We start from the raw sequence: 19,201 nt of genomic DNA on the forward strand, positions 1-19,201 counted from the left end.
GGTACTATCTTTGTTCATTCTTAAGACAATGATGGCTTATTTTAGGTCGATTAGTCTGATTGATGTGAATGAAACAGCATATCCGGCCAAGCTATCCGTATCGATAATCGGGTAAACCGACCTTACGGGCAGCGGCCAGTGGATTACCTGAAATCCGTATCTCCACTCATCAGCCACCAGCGATCTTTGAGTGTTTCAGGCGCTGGGCCATGGCTCCAGATGTTAGCGGGAATGCGGATATTTAACGCCTGCCGGATTCCGCCAGCTGCGCTAAAGGGCGCCGCAAAGTTTTCTGTAATACGGCAGAATAACCGCCGGTGGCCATTGAGACCAGCCAGTCGCCTGGCCTGCGTAACCAGCAGGGCTATTTCATTCAATGGCGCAACGAGATCCACAATTTCACAACCGTCGGCATCATGACGTAGTACCAGCAGGCCGCGTACACGCTCACTCAAGCGATTTTTCACCAGTACCATCTGATAGCGTTGACTGGGATGATTAAGATAACGATATTGCAGGAAACGCCAATCGCGTATCCCGACGATCATGTCTTGCAGATCTTCAGCCATGTGTTGCCAGCAGGCATCAATGGCGCGACCAGTGTCACTTGTCGTGGCCTGGTCGATGGGCTGTAATCGAGTTTTCCATTGCGGCAGCTTGGATAAGGGTTGCCAGGAAAACTCGGTCATGCGTCCTACCTCGGCGTACAATCCATGCCGCTCAGCGACCTTCATGGCCCGTTCATTTGGAAAACCAAAGCCAATGAGATAAGGTTTGCCATAGCCAATATAGCGTTCCAGGAAAGTGGCGGCCATCAGGAAAAACGGTCCCTTCCTGGTTAAGGTGCCGCGTTCGCTTGCGTCCACCATCACATCACCAATCTGTACAGCTGTTTGTGGTTGACCGCATAGCAGAATATGCCGGGCAATACCGCCGTAATGAGCGATCAGCTGGTCCTTTCGCCAGATACCGATAGCCCGTCCCGCTACCGCGCTATACTTCCAGTGCCAGGTTGCGGGTGTCATGCAGTGGTTAAATGTTTTTTCAAATAAATGTAGCATTTCTACTGACTGCTGCTGCTTTAACGATTTTAGGCGCCATTTCGGAGTAGATTCTTTCTTGAAATGTAATAGACCGTAACCGTAATAGCCGTCAGCATATTTTTTTCGGTAGTTTTGAATGGATGTGTTTAACTGGACCAGCTTTTCATGGTTGAGTGTGAGATCTCGAATCAGTTGCTGTCGATGCGCTGTTGTGACCGACAATCGGTAATCAAGCATGGGTGTGGCCATGGGCGTTAAGTCCAGCTGTTCGATGCATTTAAAACCGAATCGTTTTGCGAGCGATGTCATATCATTTAACAGGTGCAGTTTTTCAACAGTGGTTTCTGTGCGCTTGAGTGCAAACTCATCCATGATTAAGATGCTGCCCGATGGAGACAGTAAATCCAGCGCCTTATTAAAGATAATCAGGGGTTCGATGCATTGCGCCGACTCCTGAAATAAAATCAGATCAAAACTGCCTGCTTCTGCTTCAAAATCTTCCAGCTGTTGGCAGACGACTGTCGCCTGCTTTTTCAGACAGGTGCGCACATAGGTAATCTGCTGGGTATCGGAAGCAATGCTCTGAACAGAATAACCATATTGTGTCAGCAAGGAGAGCGTGGTGCCCAGACCCACACCGACTTGCAGGATACGACAAGGAAGCGGCGGTAATCGGGCGATCAGTAGGTCGGTGGCATATTGCTGCGCGGCTTGCAGATCAGTGATGTCATGCGGACATAATCCATAATGAAAATCAGTGATTCTGCCTTCCTGTAACAGTGAGGCATGGGCATAAACATTCCACGGAAAATGCCATTCCTTGTAGGTAGTCGGCGTAGGCGCGAAGGTGATGGGGCGCGTTGCCTGCCGGTAGAGTGGCAGGCTGGATTGGATTGGCCTGGAATTAATCATCCTGCGCCTGTTGTGTGATGACACGACTGTTTTCCCATCGATGTGGCAGTGCGAAGTAGCCCTGTAACCGGCCCGCCTGCTGTACTTGTAAGGTAGCCACGCCGTTGGCTGAGTCATAAATATGCAGGCCTCGTTCACATAATAAATGGGCGCTGAGCAAATATTCTCCTTTTAATAAGGGCAATTGATCAAAAGCCAGGCAGATTTCGCCTGATCCATCCGGGTTGCGTTGTAACACCAGGTTATCCTCCCATGTGGCTGCGCTGGTGAGTGTGCGCCCGTCCATGGCATGCAGGGTCACCGCCACGCAGGGACAGGGTAATGCCGGGTCTGAGGAAAAAGCGACGTGTATGGTTATATCGGATTGGCCACTGATCATGATCGTGTGTGGCTGATGTGGCGTCCCATTTATTTTGATCGCAACTTTGGCCAGTCGTGCACTGCCGCGCGCGTGATCGCGTTCATGTTCCAGTGCGATGGCAGTGGTGGGTGCGGGCACCGTAGTGGCGGGGCTAGCCTGCGCTGTGCTATCCAGTGTGCTTTTGTCCAAAAATGCCTGGTAGGCAGAGACGACCTGGGCTGAATCGGCGTCCATCATGAGTTGTCCCTGATTAATCCAAAGCGCCCGGGCGCACAGGGATTCGACCTGAAACAATGAATGGGAGCAGAATAAAATGGTTTTTCCCGCATCGCGCATTTGCATGATGCGATTAAATGATTGGCGGGAAAAGGCGCCATCACCGACGGAAAGGGCTTCGTCGATTATCAGGATATCCGGGTCCACATTAATGGCGACTGAAAATGCCAGACGCACGTACATCCCACTGGAATAGGTTTTAACGGGCTGGTCGATAAAATCCCGGACACCGGAAAAATCAATAATGTCATCCATGCACGCGGTGATTTCTGCCTGGCTGAGGCCCATGATGGTGGCACTCATCAGAATATTTTCACGGCCGGTAAATTCAGGGTTAAAGCCTGCACCGAGTTCGAGTAAAGCCGCGATGCGCCCCGTTACCTGCACCTGACCACCCGTGGGGGTCAATGTGCCGCAGACCAGTTGCAGCAGTGTGGATTTGCCCGAACCGTTACGCCCGACAATGCCCACGACTTCACCTTGCATCACGGTCACATTCATCTCGCGGAGTGCCCATAGCTCGCGGTAATATTGACGCCTGCCGCGCCACAGAAATTGCTTCAGGCGATCTTTGGGCTGCTGGTAAAGCTGATAGCATTTACTGAGTTGGCGTGCCTGGATGGCGATTTTTGGCGTGACTGACTTAAAGGGCATCGGCAAATCCCTTGCGTGTCTTTTCAAACCAGAGTGCGCCTAACCAGGCAATCAGGAGGGCAAATATATAATAAAGCCCCAGCCCGGGCCAGTCGGGTGACGCATCATATAAAATGACGCCCCGTGCTTGCTCAATGATAAAAGTGAGCGGATTGAGAAACAGATAGGCCCGCACAGATTCGGGGAGTGCCGATGCCGGATAAAAAATAGGACTCATAAACAGCAGCATGGTTAAAATCAAGCCAATGAACTGTCCGATATCCCGCACAAAGACACCCAGTGATGCGAGAAACCAGGACAATCCCATAATCAGTAATAAGAACGGCAGTATCACGATGGGTAACCACAGTAATGACCAGGAAATAGTATGCCCAATAGTGATCAGAAAGATCAACAGTATCAGCAGACTGATGCCGGCATGGAACAGAGCGGAACCCAATGTCACCCAGGGTAGGATTTGCAAAGGAAAGATGACTTTCTTAACGTAATTCACATGCGCTAATATCAGCCCCGGTGCGCGCGAAAGACATTCAGAAAACAAATTAAAAACGATCAGTCCGGCAAACAGAGATAAAGCAAACTCAAACCGGTCATCCGGACTTCCGTGCGTCTGATCCAGACGTATCTTGAATACGATACTGAATACAAAAGTATAAATAGCGAGCATTAAAACCGGGGTAACAAAGGACCAGAGTAACCCAAGAAATGAGCCGCGATATCGGCCGATGACCTCCCGCTTGACCATTTGCAGGACCAGTGGATGGTAGTGCCATACACTCAGGAAGATCTCTGAAAAAACAGATTTGGCGTGATGCAAGAGTAGAATGATGTGAATTAAAAGAGGGGGTAATTATCGCAGAAGCCCACCAACATCGCGCATAAAAAATGCGTTTAGTATGTTTAAATCATCAATTTCAGGAATATACCTATCGGATATAAGGAGACGGATTGCATGGGAATCGACACATATTTCATTGCCTAAAGTCGAATTATGTTATCTTTAAGCGTTATCATTTACTTCGAGTGTCGGTTTTTAGGCACTTTGTTTCTTCGATGTTTTTTTCGATATGTTCCCACGCAGTGTTGTAAAAAGCATGAATTCGGTTTGGAAATATACACCAGCGCTTGCAACGCTCCCGTTTTTTCGGCAGAATCCAAAACTACTTGGCTTTTGTGGTAATTTCTGATAGATGAGGCTATTTGTCTATCATGGCGGATACAACTTAGCTTAGCAGAGTAAGCAGAGTAAGAAAAAGTGAAAAACTTGCAAGAAATTTACTTTCGTATTGCGTAATAAATTTTTTAATTTTAATCAAGGGAGCTCCCATGGCTATTTCTAATTCACAACAAACCTCAATTTTAAAGGTTGTTGCAGGACTGTTTAATGCAGCGCCCGGTGGAAGCAATCTGACAGAATTGGCAAATCTGGTAGAGGGTGGTACATCGATACAACAACTGGCCAGAGATTTGGCAAAACATCCATTATTTACAGACGGGATTATGGCGGGCAAGGCAACCACCCCTGCTCAGGTCGGCGTATTAATGAACCATTTCGGTTTGACCACTGGTTCAGGTGATGCCAGCAGTCCCGATGCACAAGCCGAAGCCTTCTTTACGGCCCGTATTAATGAGGGCACCGGTTTTGGCGACATTGTTTTTGAAGCCATCACTTTTTTATCACAAAGCAACGTGCCGGCTGAATTCGCAGATGTGGCTGCGCTGCTCGATAACAAGGTTCTGGTTGCTGAAGTCTATTCCGAAAACAATTCGGCCACTGATCTGGCAACACTGCAATCTATCTTGATTGGCGTGACGGCAACCGGCCCGGCGACGCGCGACGAAGCGATCACCTTCCTGGAAGGTCAGGGAACCGGCCCTAATGCAGGTCAGGTGTTTACGCTGACCAGTGCGGTGGATAATATCGCGGGCACCAGCGGCGATGACGCTATTAATGGTGTGGTGGATACAACTGCTAACGGAGCGGGCGGTACGTTTACGCCGGGCGATCAGATTGATGGCGGGGCGGGGAACGATACAGCGACTTTTGTCATTACAGATACCGGCAAATGGTCTAACGGCGCCACCATCAAGAATGTAGAAAATATCGTATTCCGTGATGTAACTAACAAAGGTGATACGGTAAACGTAGCCAATATTAATGGTGCGACCAGCTTCACCAATTTGTCTTCGACCGCAGGCCAGACGCTGACTTTGAATAATATACAGAGTAATGCCAAGCTGGCCATTACCAACTCAAGCACAGCGGGCGGCACAGCTAATAGTCTGACGGCAAATTTCAAGGATGGTATTTTTGTCACCGGTGGCAGCACTCTGTCGGCTGATTTCAATGCGGCGGGCTCAAGCGTGGCTGGCACGACTGTCCGTTCCGACCTGACGGTGGGGCATGCCAGTGCTGCTGGAACAGCCACTGATCTAACGCTGGCGCTCAATGCGAGCGGCACTAACTTTGCTACGTTTACTAACGGTGCAAATAGCATCGGTGGGCTGAAAACGCTGAGTGTGGGCGGTACCGGCTCCCTGGATATTGTCGCTGCAGGCGCTGAATTTAATAACTTGACCACGGTGAATGCGGCAGCCAATAAGGGTGGTTTCAAGGTTGATCTGGCCGCCAACAACAAGGACGTCACTTTCACGGGTGGAGAAGGCAACGACACCCTGACCCTGCTGAACTTCAACACCAAGGATTCAGTGGACGGGGGTGCCGGGAATGACACGCTGAATGTGACGCTGGCAGATGTGCAGGCTTTCACCAAAGCGGCCCCGGTCAGTAATGTGGAAACCTTGGGAATTACATTGGGCGCTGGTCCGTTGAATGACACTTCGGTGAACGGAGATTTCTTTGGCATCAATAACATCACCCTGAATGACGGCCCGAATCTTGCGAATAAATCTACACTCAGTTTTACGAACCTGGCGCATGACGCCAATGTGACTTTCAAAGCGAGTTCCGCTTCGGCTACCGGCTCGACCGGTACCATCAGTGTCGACGTCAAGGGTGCGATTGCCGGTACTGAAGAAGCGGCAACCTTGACATTTGGCAAGGGCGTTAATTTCACCGATGACGGCATCACCGGGGCAGTCAAAGTGAATGCGGCCGGGCTGGAAACCGTTACCTTGGCAACGGCCGCCACGGCGGGTGCTGGCGCACAACTCAGCGAGCTGGCGGACGCCCAACTGAAAGCTCTGAATGTGACGGGTTCGGATGGTATCACTGTGGGTTCATTGGCAAACGCTAAGAACATCAATACGGTGGATGCTTCGGCGGTGGTCAAGGACAGCAACGGTAATGTGGGTGGTGTGACTGTTGATCTTGTCAATAATAGTACGGGCGTGATCTTCACTGGTGGTGAGGGTGCCGATACTTATACCGCATCGACAAAGGGTGATGCGATTACCGGTGGTTTGGGTGGGGATATCGTTACCCTGGGTACGGGTGCAGACAAGCTGGTTTATAATGTAGCCGATGATTCTAAGGCGGGTACCCAAGACGTAGTGGGTGGCTTTGATACTACGGCTGACGTGGTACAGTTTGCTGCCGCCCTGCAGGTCGGTACGGCGGCTTATATCGGTGCGGCAGCTTTCACTAATACCGGCGCGACGCAATTGCGCATGAACGGTGCCGATTTGGAAGTCGACTTGAATGGGGATACCACCGCGGATATGACCATTACATTGACGGGCGTGGGTGCAGGTGATTTTGGTGCGGCCAACTTTGTCTTTGCTTGATCGAGACTAAGCGGGAGCCGTTTTCCCGCGGCATCTGTTGAAACCCAACCCGCTTGCCGCAAGGCTGGCGGGTTTTTTTTTGATGAATTAGATGATGAATAAAGACTGGTCACAGGGTTATTTTACCGATGTGGGCTATACTTTCGGATATTACCGCGAGTTATCGCCGACGTTTATTCGCTTTTGTCTCTTGCTGCAGGGTATCGCGGCACCGGACCCCGCTGACGCTCATTATTGTGAGCTGGGCATCGGCCAGGGACTGTCGCTGAATCTGCACGCGGCAACGCACACCGGCCGGTTTTGGGGCACTGATTTTAATCCGGCACAGGCGGCCTTTGCACAGGGATTGACGCGGGCCACCGGATTGACTACCGATATCCGCGATGAAAGTTTCGATGAATTGCTGCAGACAGACTTGCCGCCCATGGATTTTATTACCTTGCATGGCATCTGGACCTGGGTCAGTCCTGAAAATCACCAGCAGATTGTGGCCCTTGCTCGCAAGCGGCTCAAACCGGGTGGTGTGCTCTATATCAGCTATAACACTTTGCCCGGCTGGTCAGCCGCTGCACCCTTGCGTCAGCTGTTCGCGCTGCATGATCGTTATGCCGGTCGTACACAAACGGCGCTGACCCGGGTGGACGCTGCGGTGCAGTTTGCAGATCGTTTGCTGGGCTGCAACCCGGCCTATAGCCGGGCGATTCCGGGTATCGCAGACCGCCTGCGACAAATCAAGGAACAGAATCGACATTATGTGGCACATGAGTATTTTAATCGCGAGTGGAATGTCATGTATTTTGTCGATGTGGCCGAGCAACTGGCTGCCGCGAAGCTCGAATTCGCTGCGAGTGCTGCGCTACTGGATACGGTGGACGCCATTCACTTAAATCCGGCGGCGCAGACCATGTTGAAGGAAATAGAGCACCCGGTATTGCGCGAACAGCTACGCGACTATTTCACTTTTTCTCAATTCCGGCGTGATTTGTTCATGCGCGGCACGTGTCGCTTGAGCGCGCAGGAAAAGCATCAGCGGTTGCTTGACACGCGTTTTGTTTTACTGCAGGCACCGGCAGATGTACCCCGCAAGGTCACAGGCAGCTTGTTAGAGGGCGACCTGCAGGCCGCCATTTATGAGCCGCTTTTATCGGTGCTGGCCGAGCGAGACTTTGCGCCCAAATCGTTGCGCGTACTGTGTGCTAGCGGTGAAAAGGCCGCGGTTTCCAGTGCACAAGTACTCGAGGCGATGATCATACTGGTGGGCATGGGACACGTGTCGCCCTGCCAGGATGAGGCGGCGGTGAAACAGGTGCGTGGCAACAGTGAACGAATGAATGCTGAGATTTTGCGGCGTGCAGTCTATAGTCGGGACATTGCCTATCTGGCGGCCCCGGTGATTGGCGGGGCAGTGCCGGTGAGCCGTGTTCAGCAATTATTTTTGCTGGCTAAGGTTCGCCAGCAACCCAATCCGGTTTTATTTGCCTGGCAGGTTTTTAAGGATAACAACGAACGCCTGGTTAAAGCCGGGCAGGTGATTGACAATGAAGCCGATAGTCTGCAAGAGCTGGAGCGGTTGTATGTAACTTTCAATCAGCAGACCCGTTTGCTGCTAAAGGCCGTTGGTGCGGTGCGCTAATACCAGGCACATCCGTGCCGTGTACTTGCTCGCGCCGTGATTCGTATCATAGCCGATTTTAAATAAGGACATCGAAAGCAGCCGTCTGGTCAGGAAGCGATTGCCTGATTCAATTGAATTAATGTTGCCAGTGGGTCTGTGGCCTGTGTAATGGGGCGACCGATCACCAGATAGCTTGCCCCCTGCTGAATCGCCTGACGGGGAGTAGCAATCCGCTGTTGATCGTCCAGGCGGCTGTTCACCGGTCGGATGCCGGGGGTGACCAGATCAAAGTCATGGCCGATCAATTGCCGGAGGCCGGCTGTTTCCAGTGCAGAGCAGACGACGCCATCCAGCCCGCAATCGCGCGCTAACAGCGCGAGTCTCTGAACGACATCGTTGGGTTCGCCCTGCCAGCCAATTTCTTGCAGATCATCCCGGTTCATGCTGGTCAGCAGGGTAACGGCAATGAGTTTGGTCGGGCTGGTGGCTAATGCTTCCCGTGCGGCGAGCAGCATGTTTCTGCCACCGGATGCGTGTACATTGACCATCCATACACCCAGGCTTGCTGCCGCTTTGCAGGCAGCGGCGACGGTATGAGGAATATCATGGAATTTTAGATCCAGGAAAATATCAAAGCCTGCCTGCATTAATTTTTCTATGAGCTGCGGGCCGGCTATGGTAAAGAGTTCTTTGCCAATCTTAAGTCGGCATAATTCCGGACGCAGTGTCCTGGCAAGCACCAGGGCGGGCTCAGCACGCGGATAGTCCAATGCGACAATAATGCGCGGTTCACTCATTGGGGTTATCTATTTTTTTCGAAATCGGGTTGTGAGGCAGGAGAGATAGCCGATCACCGTACCCAGCGTAAAGCATATTAGTAACACGATACTCATAGGGAGTTGCACGGTCTGATCGAGATAATAATAAAGTGTGACGGGTTCTGAATTTTTTGCTGCGAAACTGACCAGCAGCAAAAACAGAAAAATGCGCAGCAGCCAAATGAACAATTGCATGATGATCAGCCTGAAGTATAGGTCAACAGTTCTAAATGAAGCCCGATGCTGCAAGCACGCCAAGTGCAAGTGGGGCTATGCTGTATGATAACGAAGCAGACTGCGTTTGTAAATGTGGCAGCGTATCCATCGGTATCCCGTGGGTATCGCTGCCACCGATGATATTACAGTGAATAGCCGCGATTAGTCTTTCTGATAATCGACGCGTTCACGCATTTCTTTGCCGGCTTTAAAGTGCGGTACATATTTTTCTGGAACGTGCACTTTTTCCCCCGATTTTGGATTGCGGCCGATACGGGGCGGCCGATAGTTCAGGTCAAAACTTCCAAACCCGCGAATCTCAATCCGCTGCCCTTCTGTCAGACTTTTGGCCATTGCATCCAGTATCATCTTGACAGAAAGTTCGGCATCCTTCGTTACAAGCTGAGGAAAGCGCGCGGCAAGTCTGGAAATCAATTCAGATTTCGTCATGAATGTCCTCTTTATTGCTCTGTATTTTTACTATCCATCTTAGCTTTGAGTAATGCACCCAGGCTGGTTGTGCCTGCGTTGACTGGAACCTTGTTAGTCAGTTTCTGCATGGCACTGGCTTCATCTGATTTGTCTTTTGCTTTAATGGAAAGGTTGATTGCCCGATTTTTACGGTCAATGTTGATGATCATGGTTTCAACCGGATCGCCTTCTTTCAGATGGGTACGAATGTCTTCTACGCGATCACGGGACACCTCAGATGCACGCAGATAACCTTCAATGTCATCGGTTAATGCAATGACGGCGCCTTTGGCATCAATGGTCTTGACGGTTCCCTGAATAATGCTGTTTTTGTCATGTTCAGAAACAAAACTGTTGAAAGGGTCACCTTCCAGCTGTTTGATGCCCAGTGAAATACGTTCGCGTTCGACGTCAATGGAGAGAATGAGTGCTTCGACTTCATCGCCTTTCTTGTAGTTACAAACCGCTTCCTCGCCCGGATGAGACCAGGATAAATCGGATAAGTGTACGAGCCCGTCGATATTGCCGGGTAAACCAATGAAAACGCCAAAATCAGTAATGGATTTGATCTGTCCTTGTATCTTATCGCCTTTCTCATGGTTTATCGCGAATTCATCCCATGGATTAGGCATACATTGCTTCATACCCAGAGAAATCCGGCGACGTTCTTCGTCTATTTCAAGAATCATGACTTCGACTTCATCGCCTAATTGAACAATTTTGGACGGATACACATTCTTGTTGGTCCAATCCATTTCAGAAACGTGAACCAATCCTTCAATACCCTGTTCTATTTCGATAAAAGCGCCATAATCAGTTAAATTGGTCACCTTGCCGAATAAGCGCGTACGTTGTGGATAACGCCGTGCAAGACCAACCCACGGATCTTCGCTTAATTGTTTCATGCCGAGTGAGACCCGGTTTTTCTCTTGATCAAATTTGAGTACTTTAGCTGTGACTTCGTCGCCGATATTGACGACCTCAGACGGATGCTTAACACGGCGCCAGGCGAGATCGGTAATATGGAGGAGACCATCAATCCCACCCAGATCCACGAAGGCACCATAATCGGTAATGTTTTTAACAATACCGTTCACCACCGCGCCTTCCTGCAAGCTGGCCAGCAAGGATTCACGATCGGCACCCTGGCTTTCTTCCAGTACAGCGCGACGAGACACGACGACGTTATTCCGTTTACGGTCAAGTTTGATGACCTTGAATTCCATTTCCTTGTTTTCATAAGGCGTGGTGTCTTTGACGGGACGAATATCAACCAGTGAGCCAGGTAGAAAAGCGCGGATACCATTGATCATCGCGGTTAAACCGCCTTTGACCTTGCCATTGACCATGCCACAGACGACAGTCCCACTTTCCATGGCTGCTTCCAGATCATGCCATGCTGTGAGTCGTTTCGCCTTGTCACGCGATAAACGTGTTTCCCCATAGCCATCTTCCAGTGCTTCGATGGCAACACTGACAAAATCGCCCGGCTTGGCTTCAACTTCGCCTTTGTCATTTTTGAATTCTTCAACGGGGATAAAGCTTTCGGATTTAAGCCCGGCGTTTACAACGACGATGTTGTAGTCAACCCGGACAACTTCAGCAGTAATGACCTCACCAACGCGCATTTCCTGGCGTGAGAGGCTTTCTTCAAACAGTTTGGCAAAACTTTCTGGAGAGTCGGTTGCAGTGGCAGCAGTAGTCATGATAGAAATTACCTGATTTATAAGCCCGCTTAAGACATGTCTGGCGACGTGCTGGGCGGGATGGGTTAGTTAATAAGTTAGTCGTTACTTGAAAGGAGACAGGTCTGCTTCTTTTTCCTGGAAGGAAGAAGAGAGCGTGACCCGGGTTTCATTTCAAGCGCTATTTACTTGCACAAACTTCAGTATACCAAGCGATTACCTTGTTTAATACCTGAATTACAGAAAGCGAAGTGGTGTCTAATATGCGTGCATCTGAGTTTTGTTGCAAGGGTGCAACGCTGCGATTGCGGTCGCGCGCGTCGCGTTTTTGAATATCCTGCAATAAGTCAGGAATGGTAGCACTGATTCCTTTCTCCTTCAACTGCTTATAACGTCTTTCTGCTCGCACCTCAGCACTGGCCGTGAGAAATATTTTGAGAGTGGCGTCAGGAAAGACGACCGAACCCATATCCCGTCCATCTGTGACTAAGCCTGGGGGGAGACGAAAGGCATGTTGGCGTGACAGCAACGCATCTCTGACGGGCGGATAGGCGGCAATTTTAGAAGCCAGGATGCCACACTGCTCCGTACGGATGGCATCAGCTACGATCGTGCCCTCCAGTCGTACCGTTCCTGCTGCAAACACAACATCGAGCTGGGTGGCCATCGTTGCGAGTGTTGTTTGATCGGTCAGGTCAGTGTGGCATTGCATTGCTTTGAGTGCAACGAGGCGATATAACGCGCCGCTATCGAGATAGTGATAATTGAGTTCATTGGCAACCCGTTGCGCAATGGTTCCTTTGCCTGATGCTGAGGGGCCATCGATGGCGATAACGGGAACAGGATGAATTTTCATAAAAATGTTGAATAAATAAAACGATTTTTCAAATGTGAACCAGACGTGCAAATTCGTCAAAATACTCAGGAAAAGTCTTCGATACACACGCCGGATCGTGAATCCGGACGGCGACACCCAGACTTGCCAATGAAAAGCACATGGCCATACGGTGATCATCGTAAGTGTCAATGGTGGCCCCAGAGGTGAGACCCGAGGCCGGTGGTGTAATGCGCAAGCAGTCGCTCCCTTCTTCTACTGTGGCGCCCAGCTTACGTAATTCATGGGCCATGGCGCTCAGGCGATCGGTTTCTTTGAGCCGCCAGCTGGCAATATTACGCAGTGTGGTTACGCCTTCGGCGAATAATGCGGTGATGGCGAGGGTCATGGCTGCATCGGGGATATGATTGCAGTCAAGATCAATGGCCTGCAAATGTGGATTGGATGAACGGGGTTGAGCGGCGCGTGATTCAATCCAATTGTCCCCATAAGTGATTTGTGCGCCCATTTTCTCCAGCGCGTGCGCAAAGCGGACATCGCCCTGTGCACTGTTGTGTCCGACGCCTTGTACACGGACGGGTCCCCCTCCGATCGCACCGGCAGCCAGAAAATAAGAAGCCGAGGAGGCATCACCTTCTACCGTGATGGTGCCTGGGCTGCGATAAAGTTGTCGGGCAGGCAGTGTAAATTGTTGCCAGTCACGGTGCTCGACCCGTACGCCAAAATATTCCATTTGCGCTAACGTGAGTGCGATATAAGGTTGCGAAATTAATGTGCCCGTTACCGTGATGGTCGCTGCTTTTCCTGTTAGTGGTAACGCCATCAATAGTCCGGTCAGAAACTGACTGGAAACATCGCTTTTAACCGTAATGGCATGCTGCTGGCTGAGGCCTGTCTTAACCGGTTTTATTTCCAGCGGCGGAAAGCCTGCATTACCCAGGTAAGTGATGTCCGCGCCCAGCTGACGTAACGCATCCACTAGGTCAGCGATAGGCCGTTCGTGCATGCGCTGCACGCCAGCTAACCGATAATGTCCCTGCATTAAAGACAGTACGGCAACCAGGGGGCGAAAAGCAGTGCCGGCGTTACCTAAAAACAAATCGGCGGACTGCGTCGGAAAGCGGCCTTGGCTACCGGTTACGCAGTAATCATTGGCACCCGTTTGTGTAATGCGGACGCCCAGTATGCCGAGTGCATCGCGCATGTGCTCGGTATCGTCAGAAGCGAGCAGGCTATGGATATGTGTATTGCCTGTTGCCAAGGCGGCTAGCAGTAGAATCCGATTAGATATACTTTTGGACCCAGGTAGTTGCACGGTGCCTCGAGCTGTTTTAACGAGCGGAAGATCAAGCGATTTCATTGCGTGTTGAGCGTGTAAAATTGGCGATGATAGCGTATTAGGAACCGTATTAGGAACTTTAGGGAGCGCATTTTGTCGATTATCATCGTGCTCGTGCATGATTATTTAGCCCTGGATACAGATTTAAGGTGATTGTTCTACGTGATTCCTGTCAGCAGGATACGATCATCAATAATGATGAAATGCGGGAACAATGTGCTATCTTTCAAATGTGCATTAAAGTGGGTAAAAACCAGGCCTGGATTAGATATCCGGATAATTTATCGTTGTTTGATTTGTTCATGGGCTTGGAAAAATGGTTATCAATACAGCCTGTTCAATACAGCCTGTTTAAGGTAATCTATGACAGCGGGTTTTTAAAATAGTGCGTTTCTATTTTACGTAGCATTAGAATTGAGCACTATTAAGTGGTCAGTGATTATTTCATAAAGGAAGAGGTTGATTCATGGAAGATGCAGAAATTACTTTGATGTTTTCTCTATTGGCGATCCCTGTCGCTATCTGGCTGCAGCTATGGGTAAGAACCCGTAAGGAAGAGCGACGTAATGAGCTGGGAGAAGAAGAATTTGAAAATACCGGACGTGCTTTTTACTCGATTATCCTGGAAGGATCAGCTGTGGTTGGGGGGCTGATTATGGTGATTGTGGCTACCAGCGGGGTTGTTAAGTACATCATTGGTTTCTATAGCTGATATTGTCAGAGAATTATCTGGGTATTCGGGCAATGGGCTTGTCTGGTCATTTTCTATGATCGCATGTCAGCGAATTAAATATTTTGTATGCTGACAAGAACAGTCATTATGGCCCGAATTTCTTTTTTATCAAATAGCGCGTAAAACTTCGTCCTTCAGGGCGGAGATATAAGCGCACAGGCGAAGCCTGTTTAATGCGGTCTTTGCTGTTGTTCAATATATTGCTTAATAATCGAGAGTGGTGCTCCACCACAACTACCCGCAAAATAGCTTGGACTCCAAAGCATATTACCCCAAAGCTTATTTTTAATTTCGGGATAATTCTCTTTGCGAATAAGTCGGCTTGAAACGCCTTTCAAACTATTTACCAAGTTAGAAATAGCAATTTTTGGTGGATAGTTAACTAAAAGGTGAATATGATCATGCTCACCGTTAAATTCCACCAATTCTGCTTCAAAATCCAAACACACGTTTTTAAATATTTCTTCCAAATCAATTAATACCCTTCCGGAGAAAACATCTCTACGGTATTTTGTTACAAAGACCAAATGAACATGAAGATTAAAAACGCAATATCTTCATGTTCTTACATCGTTATTAACTTGCATAGATCAATTCCTTTTTGTATAATTATAACCATGAAGCAGATTATACGCAAAGCCTTTAAATCTCGACTCAATCCAAATTCTGACCAAGTACAGAAGATGGTTGAGTTTGCGGGTGCTAATCGGTTTGTTTGGAATAAAGCCTTAGCAATGAATCTGTTCAGATTAGAGCAGAAACAGCCATTGCTTTGGTACAACGAGTTGTCATTTTGGCTAAAGCTATGGAAATCCTCAGAAGATTATGGATTTCTAAAAACCGTTCATTCTCAACCGTTACAACAAGCCTTAAAAAACTTAGAAAAAGCGTTCAAAGACGGTTTTGATAAAAAACAGCCTTTAAAACGGATTCCAAAATTCAAGAAAAAAGGTTTGAGTGACAGCTTTCGTTATCCACAAGGATTTAAGCTGGAGCAAGAGTCTAGCAAAGTGTTCTTGCCTAAAATCGGTTGGGTGAAATATCGTAATTCACGCCAAGTCATTGGTGACGTTAAAAATATGACGATTTCCCGTAAAGGCGGTTATTGGTACGTGTCGATTCAGACTGAGTACGAGACCGAGCTAAAGCGTCATAGCTCAACCAGTATGATTGGTGTTGATATGGGCGTTACCCGCTTTGCAACCTTGTCAGACGGCTCATACGTAGAACCTTTAAACAGTTTCAGAAAGTTATCAAAGAAACTGGCTTTTGAACAGCGTAAGCTGTCTAAAAAAGTCCGTTTCTCTGCTAACTGGAAAAAGCAGAAACAAATCATTACCCGACTGCATGAGCGTATTGCCAATGCTCGTTTAGACTTCTTACACAAAACCTCAACCGAAATCAGCAAAAATCACGCAATGGTCGTAGTTGAGAATTTAAAGATAGGAAACATGTCTAAGAGTGCCAAGGGCAGTGTTGAAAAGCATGGTAAAAACGTCAAAGCGAAATCGGGTCTAAACAAATCCATTCTTGACCAAGGATGGGGAATGTTCGTTTCGTTCTTGGAGTATAAACAGGCTTGTTCAGGCGGGGATGTATTGAAGGTAAACCCTCAATACACCTCTCAAACCTGCCCTGGATGTCAACATGTTAGTCGTGACAATCGCAAAAGCCAAAGTGCTTTTGAATGTACAGAATGTGGATTTAAAGCCAATGCCGACTTGGTAGGTGCCTTGAATGTACTTGAGCGAGGACATCGCTTGTTAGCCTGTGGAGTTGAAACGTTAGTTTCGTCTAAGAAGCAGGAACCAGTAGGCAGTAGCAATACAAACCTACTCTTAACGGCTTAATAAGTCGCTAGGAATCCCCTTCGTTTAGGAAGGGGAGGATGTCAATTGACAAGGGGCAGGATTGGTTGTTGGCTGTATATTTCGGTATAAACCGGCATAGCGTCTTTGGCCATTCGATTTATCAGGATACTTTTGGTGTGGTCTTTTTGTTGCGGGCACGCTCCGTTTTAGCTTCAGTTGCTTTCTTCGGCTTCTTTTGTTCAAATTCGAATCCAATTTTTCCGGCTGTGTCTGTAACCAGATAGGCGGAAAATGGCCGTCCTTTTTTTGAGATGAACTGAGTAAGTAAATCGGTTCGGCCGGTTTCTAATAATTTGCTCGTTTGTTCCGGTTCAATAGATCGGTTCAGGATAATTTTTCCGGTTCTGAAGTCGCAGGTGCGCGTTATTCCAACTGATTTCTCACACAGATAGTACATACCGTGTTCATAAACAGCGTGGCCACATTTAGGACACTTTCCCAGAGAAGTGTGGTTAGTGAAGTCAACTGCCTCAGCATTGTCATCATTTTCGTTGCCAAAATCAAATTTCATTTCAAGGTCATCGGTAAGCTTAATATTGGCATTAAACAGGCGTCCCATTTTGCTGCGAAAGCCTTGTAACGGTCCTACCTCGCGCTGAGTAATGAGTGTTTCCATTTCTGCTACTTCAAATTGACGTCCTGCCAAAATTTTCCAAAGGGCAAAATCACACTGTTGGCATTGAAATTTTTTATAGGTTTCCTGAACTAATCCGCCACATTTTGGGCAGGGGGATTGCAGTGTCGAGAAATCTCCACTAATGGTTTCACCACGATGGTTTTTTGCCTGCTCAACAATATGGCGCGTCATGTCGGCAATTTTTTCCATAAAGGCACTGCGCTGAAGCTTGCCCTGTTCAATCTGACGGAGCTTAAATTCCCAATCGCCGGTTAATTCAGGTGAAATCAGTTCAGGTACCTTAAGGCCCCGTAATAATGTGATGAGGGATGACGCCTTGGCAGTTGGATGCAGTTCTCGCCCAACGCGATAGATATAATTTTCAAATACCAGGCCCTCAATAGTAGCCGCACGTGTAGCGGGCGTACCCAGTCCTTTTGTGCTCATGGCTTCGCGTAATTCTTCATGTTCAACCAGCTTGCCCGCTCCTTCCATGGCCGATAGCAGTGTTGCTTCATTAAATCTTGCTGGGGGGCGCGTCTGATTCGGCACGGTTTTAATTTCTTTTGCTATCACGCGCTCATTCGGAGCGACGGCAATCAGTGAGACTTCATCTGTGGCTCCCTGATGAGGGGCGCTCTTGCCATAAACCGCCTGCCAGCCTGGGCTGACCATGATCTTGCCTTCAGTTTTGAATGGTTCATTTTCAACCCGTGTTATCCGGGTGGTAATGAGAAACTCAGCCGGGGGATAAAAAATTGCCAGAAAACGTTTGGTCACCAGATCGTATAGTTTGGTCTCTGCCTCATTTAATTTTTTTGGTTGCAGCGAAGTGGGAATAATTGCGAAATGGTCTGAAATTTTTGTATTATCGAAAATACGCTTGTTGGGTTTTACCCACCCGGATTGCAGGATATGTCTGGCAAATTCGCCATAATCCGTCTGTTCCAGTGCCTGTAGGGCTTCCTGGACTGTGGCCGCGTAATCTTCGGGTAGTGCCCGTGAATCGGTGCGTGGATAAGTCAATACCTTGTGTTTCTCATATAGGGCTTGAGCCAATCCCAGCGTTACCTTGGCAGAAAATCCAAAGCGACCGTTGGCATCTCGTTGCAGGCTGGTGAGATCATATAGCAACGGACATGTCTCCTTGGCTGGCTTACTCTCATCACTGACACTGGCGGATTTTCCCTGGCATTTGATACGGATGGCTTCAGCTTTATCCTGCTCCCATAGCCGCTCGGCTTTTAATTCATTATTGATCTTATTTTTAGCGAATTTTTCATCAAACCATCTGCCCTGATAATGGCCGCTATCAGCTGAAAAAATACCTTGCACTTCCCAATAGTTTTGTGGTGTGAATTTCTTAATTTTTTCTTCACGCTCTACAAGAATGGCTAATGTCGGCGTTTGTACGCGTCCGACCGTTGTTTTATGAAAGCCGCCTTCCTGAGAGTTAAAGGCAGTCATGGCGCGTGTGCCATTAATGCCAACCAGCCAGTCTGATTCAGAACGACTGATTGCTGCATCAGCCAGTGACTGTACCTCGTTATTGTCTAGTAGATTGGTAAAACCTTCTCGGATAGCATCCGGCGTCATGGATTGCAGCCAAAGGCGTTTTATGGGTTTCTTTGTGCCAATATGACGTGCAATGTAATAAAAAATCAATTCTCCTTCACGTCCCGCGTCACAGGCATTAATTAATGTATCGACATCTTTACGTTTGATCAGTTTAGTCAGAAGCTTCAGACGTGATGCTGTTTTCTCGATAGGATTAAGATCAAAATGTGGTGGAATGACCGGTAGATTAGCAAAGCTCCATTTACCCCGTTTAACTTCATATTCCTTGGGAACGACCAGTTCGAGCAGGTGACCAATGGCGGATGAGATGATGTATTGATCGTTCTCAAAATAATCGGTGTGTTTAGTAAAATTACCCAGTACCCGCGCAATATCCGTTGCAACAGAAGGTTTTTCAGCGATAATCAAATGCTTACCCATGGTGTCCCTGT

General features: G+C 48.5%; 14 protein-coding genes and 1 pseudogene. 4 read left to right on the plus strand and 11 right to left on the minus strand.

Annotation, left to right across the window (positions count from 1 at the left end; all coding sequences use genetic code 11):
- Nucleotides 1-143: 143 nt before the first annotated feature.
- Genes BUQ89_RS04170 through BUQ89_RS04180 form a run of 3 tightly spaced genes read right to left on the minus strand, consistent with a single transcriptional unit; the run spans nt 144 to nt 3,991 of the window.
- Nucleotides 144-1,979 carry a GNAT family N-acetyltransferase gene (locus BUQ89_RS04170; RefSeq protein ID WP_028460686.1) on the minus strand — a complete coding sequence of 612 codons (1,836 nt, stop codon included), beginning with the start codon at nt 1,977-1,979 and terminating at the stop codon, nt 144-146.
- Nucleotides 1,948-3,246: an ABC transporter ATP-binding protein gene (locus tag BUQ89_RS04175; protein ID WP_036572422.1), complete on the minus strand. Its 1,299-nt coding sequence runs from the start codon at nt 3,244-3,246 to the stop codon at nt 1,948-1,950. Before BUQ89_RS04175 ends, BUQ89_RS04170 begins: the two co-directional genes overlap by 32 nt.
- Nucleotides 3,236-3,991, minus strand: a complete 756-nt coding sequence (locus BUQ89_RS04180) for an ABC transporter permease (protein WP_083399488.1) — start codon at nt 3,989-3,991, stop codon at nt 3,236-3,238. Before BUQ89_RS04180 ends, BUQ89_RS04175 begins: the two co-directional genes overlap by 11 nt.
- Before the next feature lie 581 nt (nt 3,992-4,572).
- Here BUQ89_RS04180 and BUQ89_RS04185 point away from each other — a divergent pair.
- Together BUQ89_RS04185 and BUQ89_RS04190 are read left to right on the plus strand one after the other, a co-directional pair.
- Nucleotides 4,573-6,993 (plus strand): beta strand repeat-containing protein, encoded by a 2,421-nt coding sequence (locus BUQ89_RS04185; RefSeq protein WP_028460689.1) that lies wholly within the window; start codon nt 4,573-4,575, stop codon nt 6,991-6,993.
- Nucleotides 6,994-7,084: 91 nt separating this feature from the next.
- Entirely contained in the window at nt 7,085-8,626 is a 1,542-nt protein-coding gene (locus tag BUQ89_RS04190) for a class I SAM-dependent methyltransferase (protein ID WP_083399489.1), read from the plus strand.
- Nucleotides 8,627-8,715: 89 nt separating this feature from the next.
- Here BUQ89_RS04190 and pyrF read toward each other — a convergent pair whose 3' ends face one another.
- From pyrF to aroA, 6 genes are all read right to left on the minus strand, one after another.
- Nucleotides 8,716-9,405: an orotidine-5'-phosphate decarboxylase gene (gene pyrF / locus BUQ89_RS04195; protein WP_028460691.1), complete on the minus strand. Its 690-nt coding sequence runs from the start codon at nt 9,403-9,405 to the stop codon at nt 8,716-8,718.
- Between the two features lie 9 nt (nt 9,406-9,414).
- A complete protein-coding gene (locus tag BUQ89_RS14335) occupies nt 9,415-9,621 on the minus strand; it encodes a lipopolysaccharide assembly protein LapA domain-containing protein (RefSeq protein ID WP_036572423.1) in 207 nt (68 codons plus the stop codon).
- A gap of 183 nt (nt 9,622-9,804) precedes the next feature.
- On the minus strand, nt 9,805-10,092 hold the full coding sequence (locus tag BUQ89_RS04205; protein WP_028460692.1) for an integration host factor subunit beta: 288 nt from the start codon (nt 10,090-10,092) through the stop codon (nt 9,805-9,807).
- An 11-nt stretch (nt 10,093-10,103) separates the two neighbouring features.
- Nucleotides 10,104-11,819, minus strand: a complete 1,716-nt coding sequence (rpsA, locus tag BUQ89_RS04210; protein ID WP_028460693.1) for a 30S ribosomal protein S1 — start codon at nt 11,817-11,819, stop codon at nt 10,104-10,106.
- A gap of 160 nt (nt 11,820-11,979) precedes the next feature.
- Entirely contained in the window at nt 11,980-12,654 is a 675-nt protein-coding gene (gene cmk, locus BUQ89_RS04215) for a (d)CMP kinase (protein ID WP_028460694.1), read from the minus strand.
- A 28-nt stretch (nt 12,655-12,682) separates the two neighbouring features.
- Nucleotides 12,683-13,993: a 3-phosphoshikimate 1-carboxyvinyltransferase gene (gene aroA, locus BUQ89_RS04220; RefSeq protein WP_028460695.1), complete on the minus strand. Its 1,311-nt coding sequence runs from the start codon at nt 13,991-13,993 to the stop codon at nt 12,683-12,685.
- Between the two features lie 445 nt (nt 13,994-14,438).
- Here aroA and BUQ89_RS04230 point away from each other — a divergent pair, with 445 nt between their 5' ends.
- Complete coding sequence (locus tag BUQ89_RS04230) at nt 14,439-14,684, plus strand: hypothetical protein (protein WP_028460697.1); 246 nt, start codon at nt 14,439-14,441, stop codon at nt 14,682-14,684.
- A gap of 191 nt (nt 14,685-14,875) precedes the next feature.
- On the opposite strand, the pseudogene tnpA reads toward BUQ89_RS04230, so the two are convergent.
- Nucleotides 14,876-15,292: pseudogene (tnpA, locus tag BUQ89_RS04235) on the minus strand (IS200/IS605 family transposase).
- 30 nt (nt 15,293-15,322) lie between these two features.
- Between tnpA and BUQ89_RS04240 the strand changes: the two are divergent.
- Nucleotides 15,323-16,555 carry an RNA-guided endonuclease InsQ/TnpB family protein gene (locus BUQ89_RS04240; protein ID WP_074202503.1) on the plus strand — a complete coding sequence of 411 codons (1,233 nt, stop codon included), beginning with the start codon at nt 15,323-15,325 and terminating at the stop codon, nt 16,553-16,555.
- Nucleotides 16,556-16,676: 121 nt separating this feature from the next.
- Here the strand turns inward: BUQ89_RS04240 and BUQ89_RS04245 are convergent, their stop codons facing one another.
- Nucleotides 16,677-19,190: a DNA topoisomerase III gene (locus BUQ89_RS04245; protein ID WP_028462024.1), complete on the minus strand. Its 2,514-nt coding sequence runs from the start codon at nt 19,188-19,190 to the stop codon at nt 16,677-16,679.
- Between the last annotated feature and the right edge of the window lie 11 nt (nt 19,191-19,201).

This window comes from Nitrosomonas cryotolerans ATCC 49181, assembly GCF_900143275.1.
GTDB lineage: Bacteria > Pseudomonadota > Gammaproteobacteria > Burkholderiales > Nitrosomonadaceae > Nitrosomonas > Nitrosomonas cryotolerans.

What these genes read in the sequence shown, in the direction of transcription:
- pyrF (WP_028460691.1), bottom strand. Translation starts at nt 9,405, where the DNA reads ATGAGTGAACCGCGCATTATTGTCGCATTGGACTATCCGCGTGCTGAG.
- BUQ89_RS04190 (WP_083399489.1), top strand. Translation starts at nt 7,085, where the DNA reads ATGATGAATAAAGACTGGTCACAGGGTTATTTTACCGATGTGGGCTAT.
- cmk (WP_028460694.1), bottom strand. Translation starts at nt 12,654, where the DNA reads ATGAAAATTCATCCTGTTCCCGTTATCGCCATCGATGGCCCCTCAGCA.
- rpsA (WP_028460693.1), bottom strand. Translation starts at nt 11,819, where the DNA reads ATGACTACTGCTGCCACTGCAACCGACTCTCCAGAAAGTTTTGCCAAA.
- BUQ89_RS04245 (WP_028462024.1), bottom strand. Translation starts at nt 19,190, where the DNA reads ATGGGTAAGCATTTGATTATCGCTGAAAAACCTTCTGTTGCAACGGAT.
- BUQ89_RS04175 (WP_036572422.1), bottom strand. Translation starts at nt 3,246, where the DNA reads ATGCCCTTTAAGTCAGTCACGCCAAAAATCGCCATCCAGGCACGCCAA.
- BUQ89_RS04240 (WP_074202503.1), top strand. Translation starts at nt 15,323, where the DNA reads ATGAAGCAGATTATACGCAAAGCCTTTAAATCTCGACTCAATCCAAAT.
- BUQ89_RS14335 (WP_036572423.1), bottom strand. Translation starts at nt 9,621, where the DNA reads ATGCAATTGTTCATTTGGCTGCTGCGCATTTTTCTGTTTTTGCTGCTG.
- BUQ89_RS04205 (WP_028460692.1), bottom strand. Translation starts at nt 10,092, where the DNA reads ATGACGAAATCTGAATTGATTTCCAGACTTGCCGCGCGCTTTCCTCAG.
- BUQ89_RS04185 (WP_028460689.1), top strand. Translation starts at nt 4,573, where the DNA reads ATGGCTATTTCTAATTCACAACAAACCTCAATTTTAAAGGTTGTTGCA.
- BUQ89_RS04180 (WP_083399488.1), bottom strand. Translation starts at nt 3,991, where the DNA reads ATGGTCAAGCGGGAGGTCATCGGCCGATATCGCGGCTCATTTCTTGGG.
- BUQ89_RS04230 (WP_028460697.1), top strand. Translation starts at nt 14,439, where the DNA reads ATGGAAGATGCAGAAATTACTTTGATGTTTTCTCTATTGGCGATCCCT.
- aroA (WP_028460695.1), bottom strand. Translation starts at nt 13,993, where the DNA reads ATGAAATCGCTTGATCTTCCGCTCGTTAAAACAGCTCGAGGCACCGTG.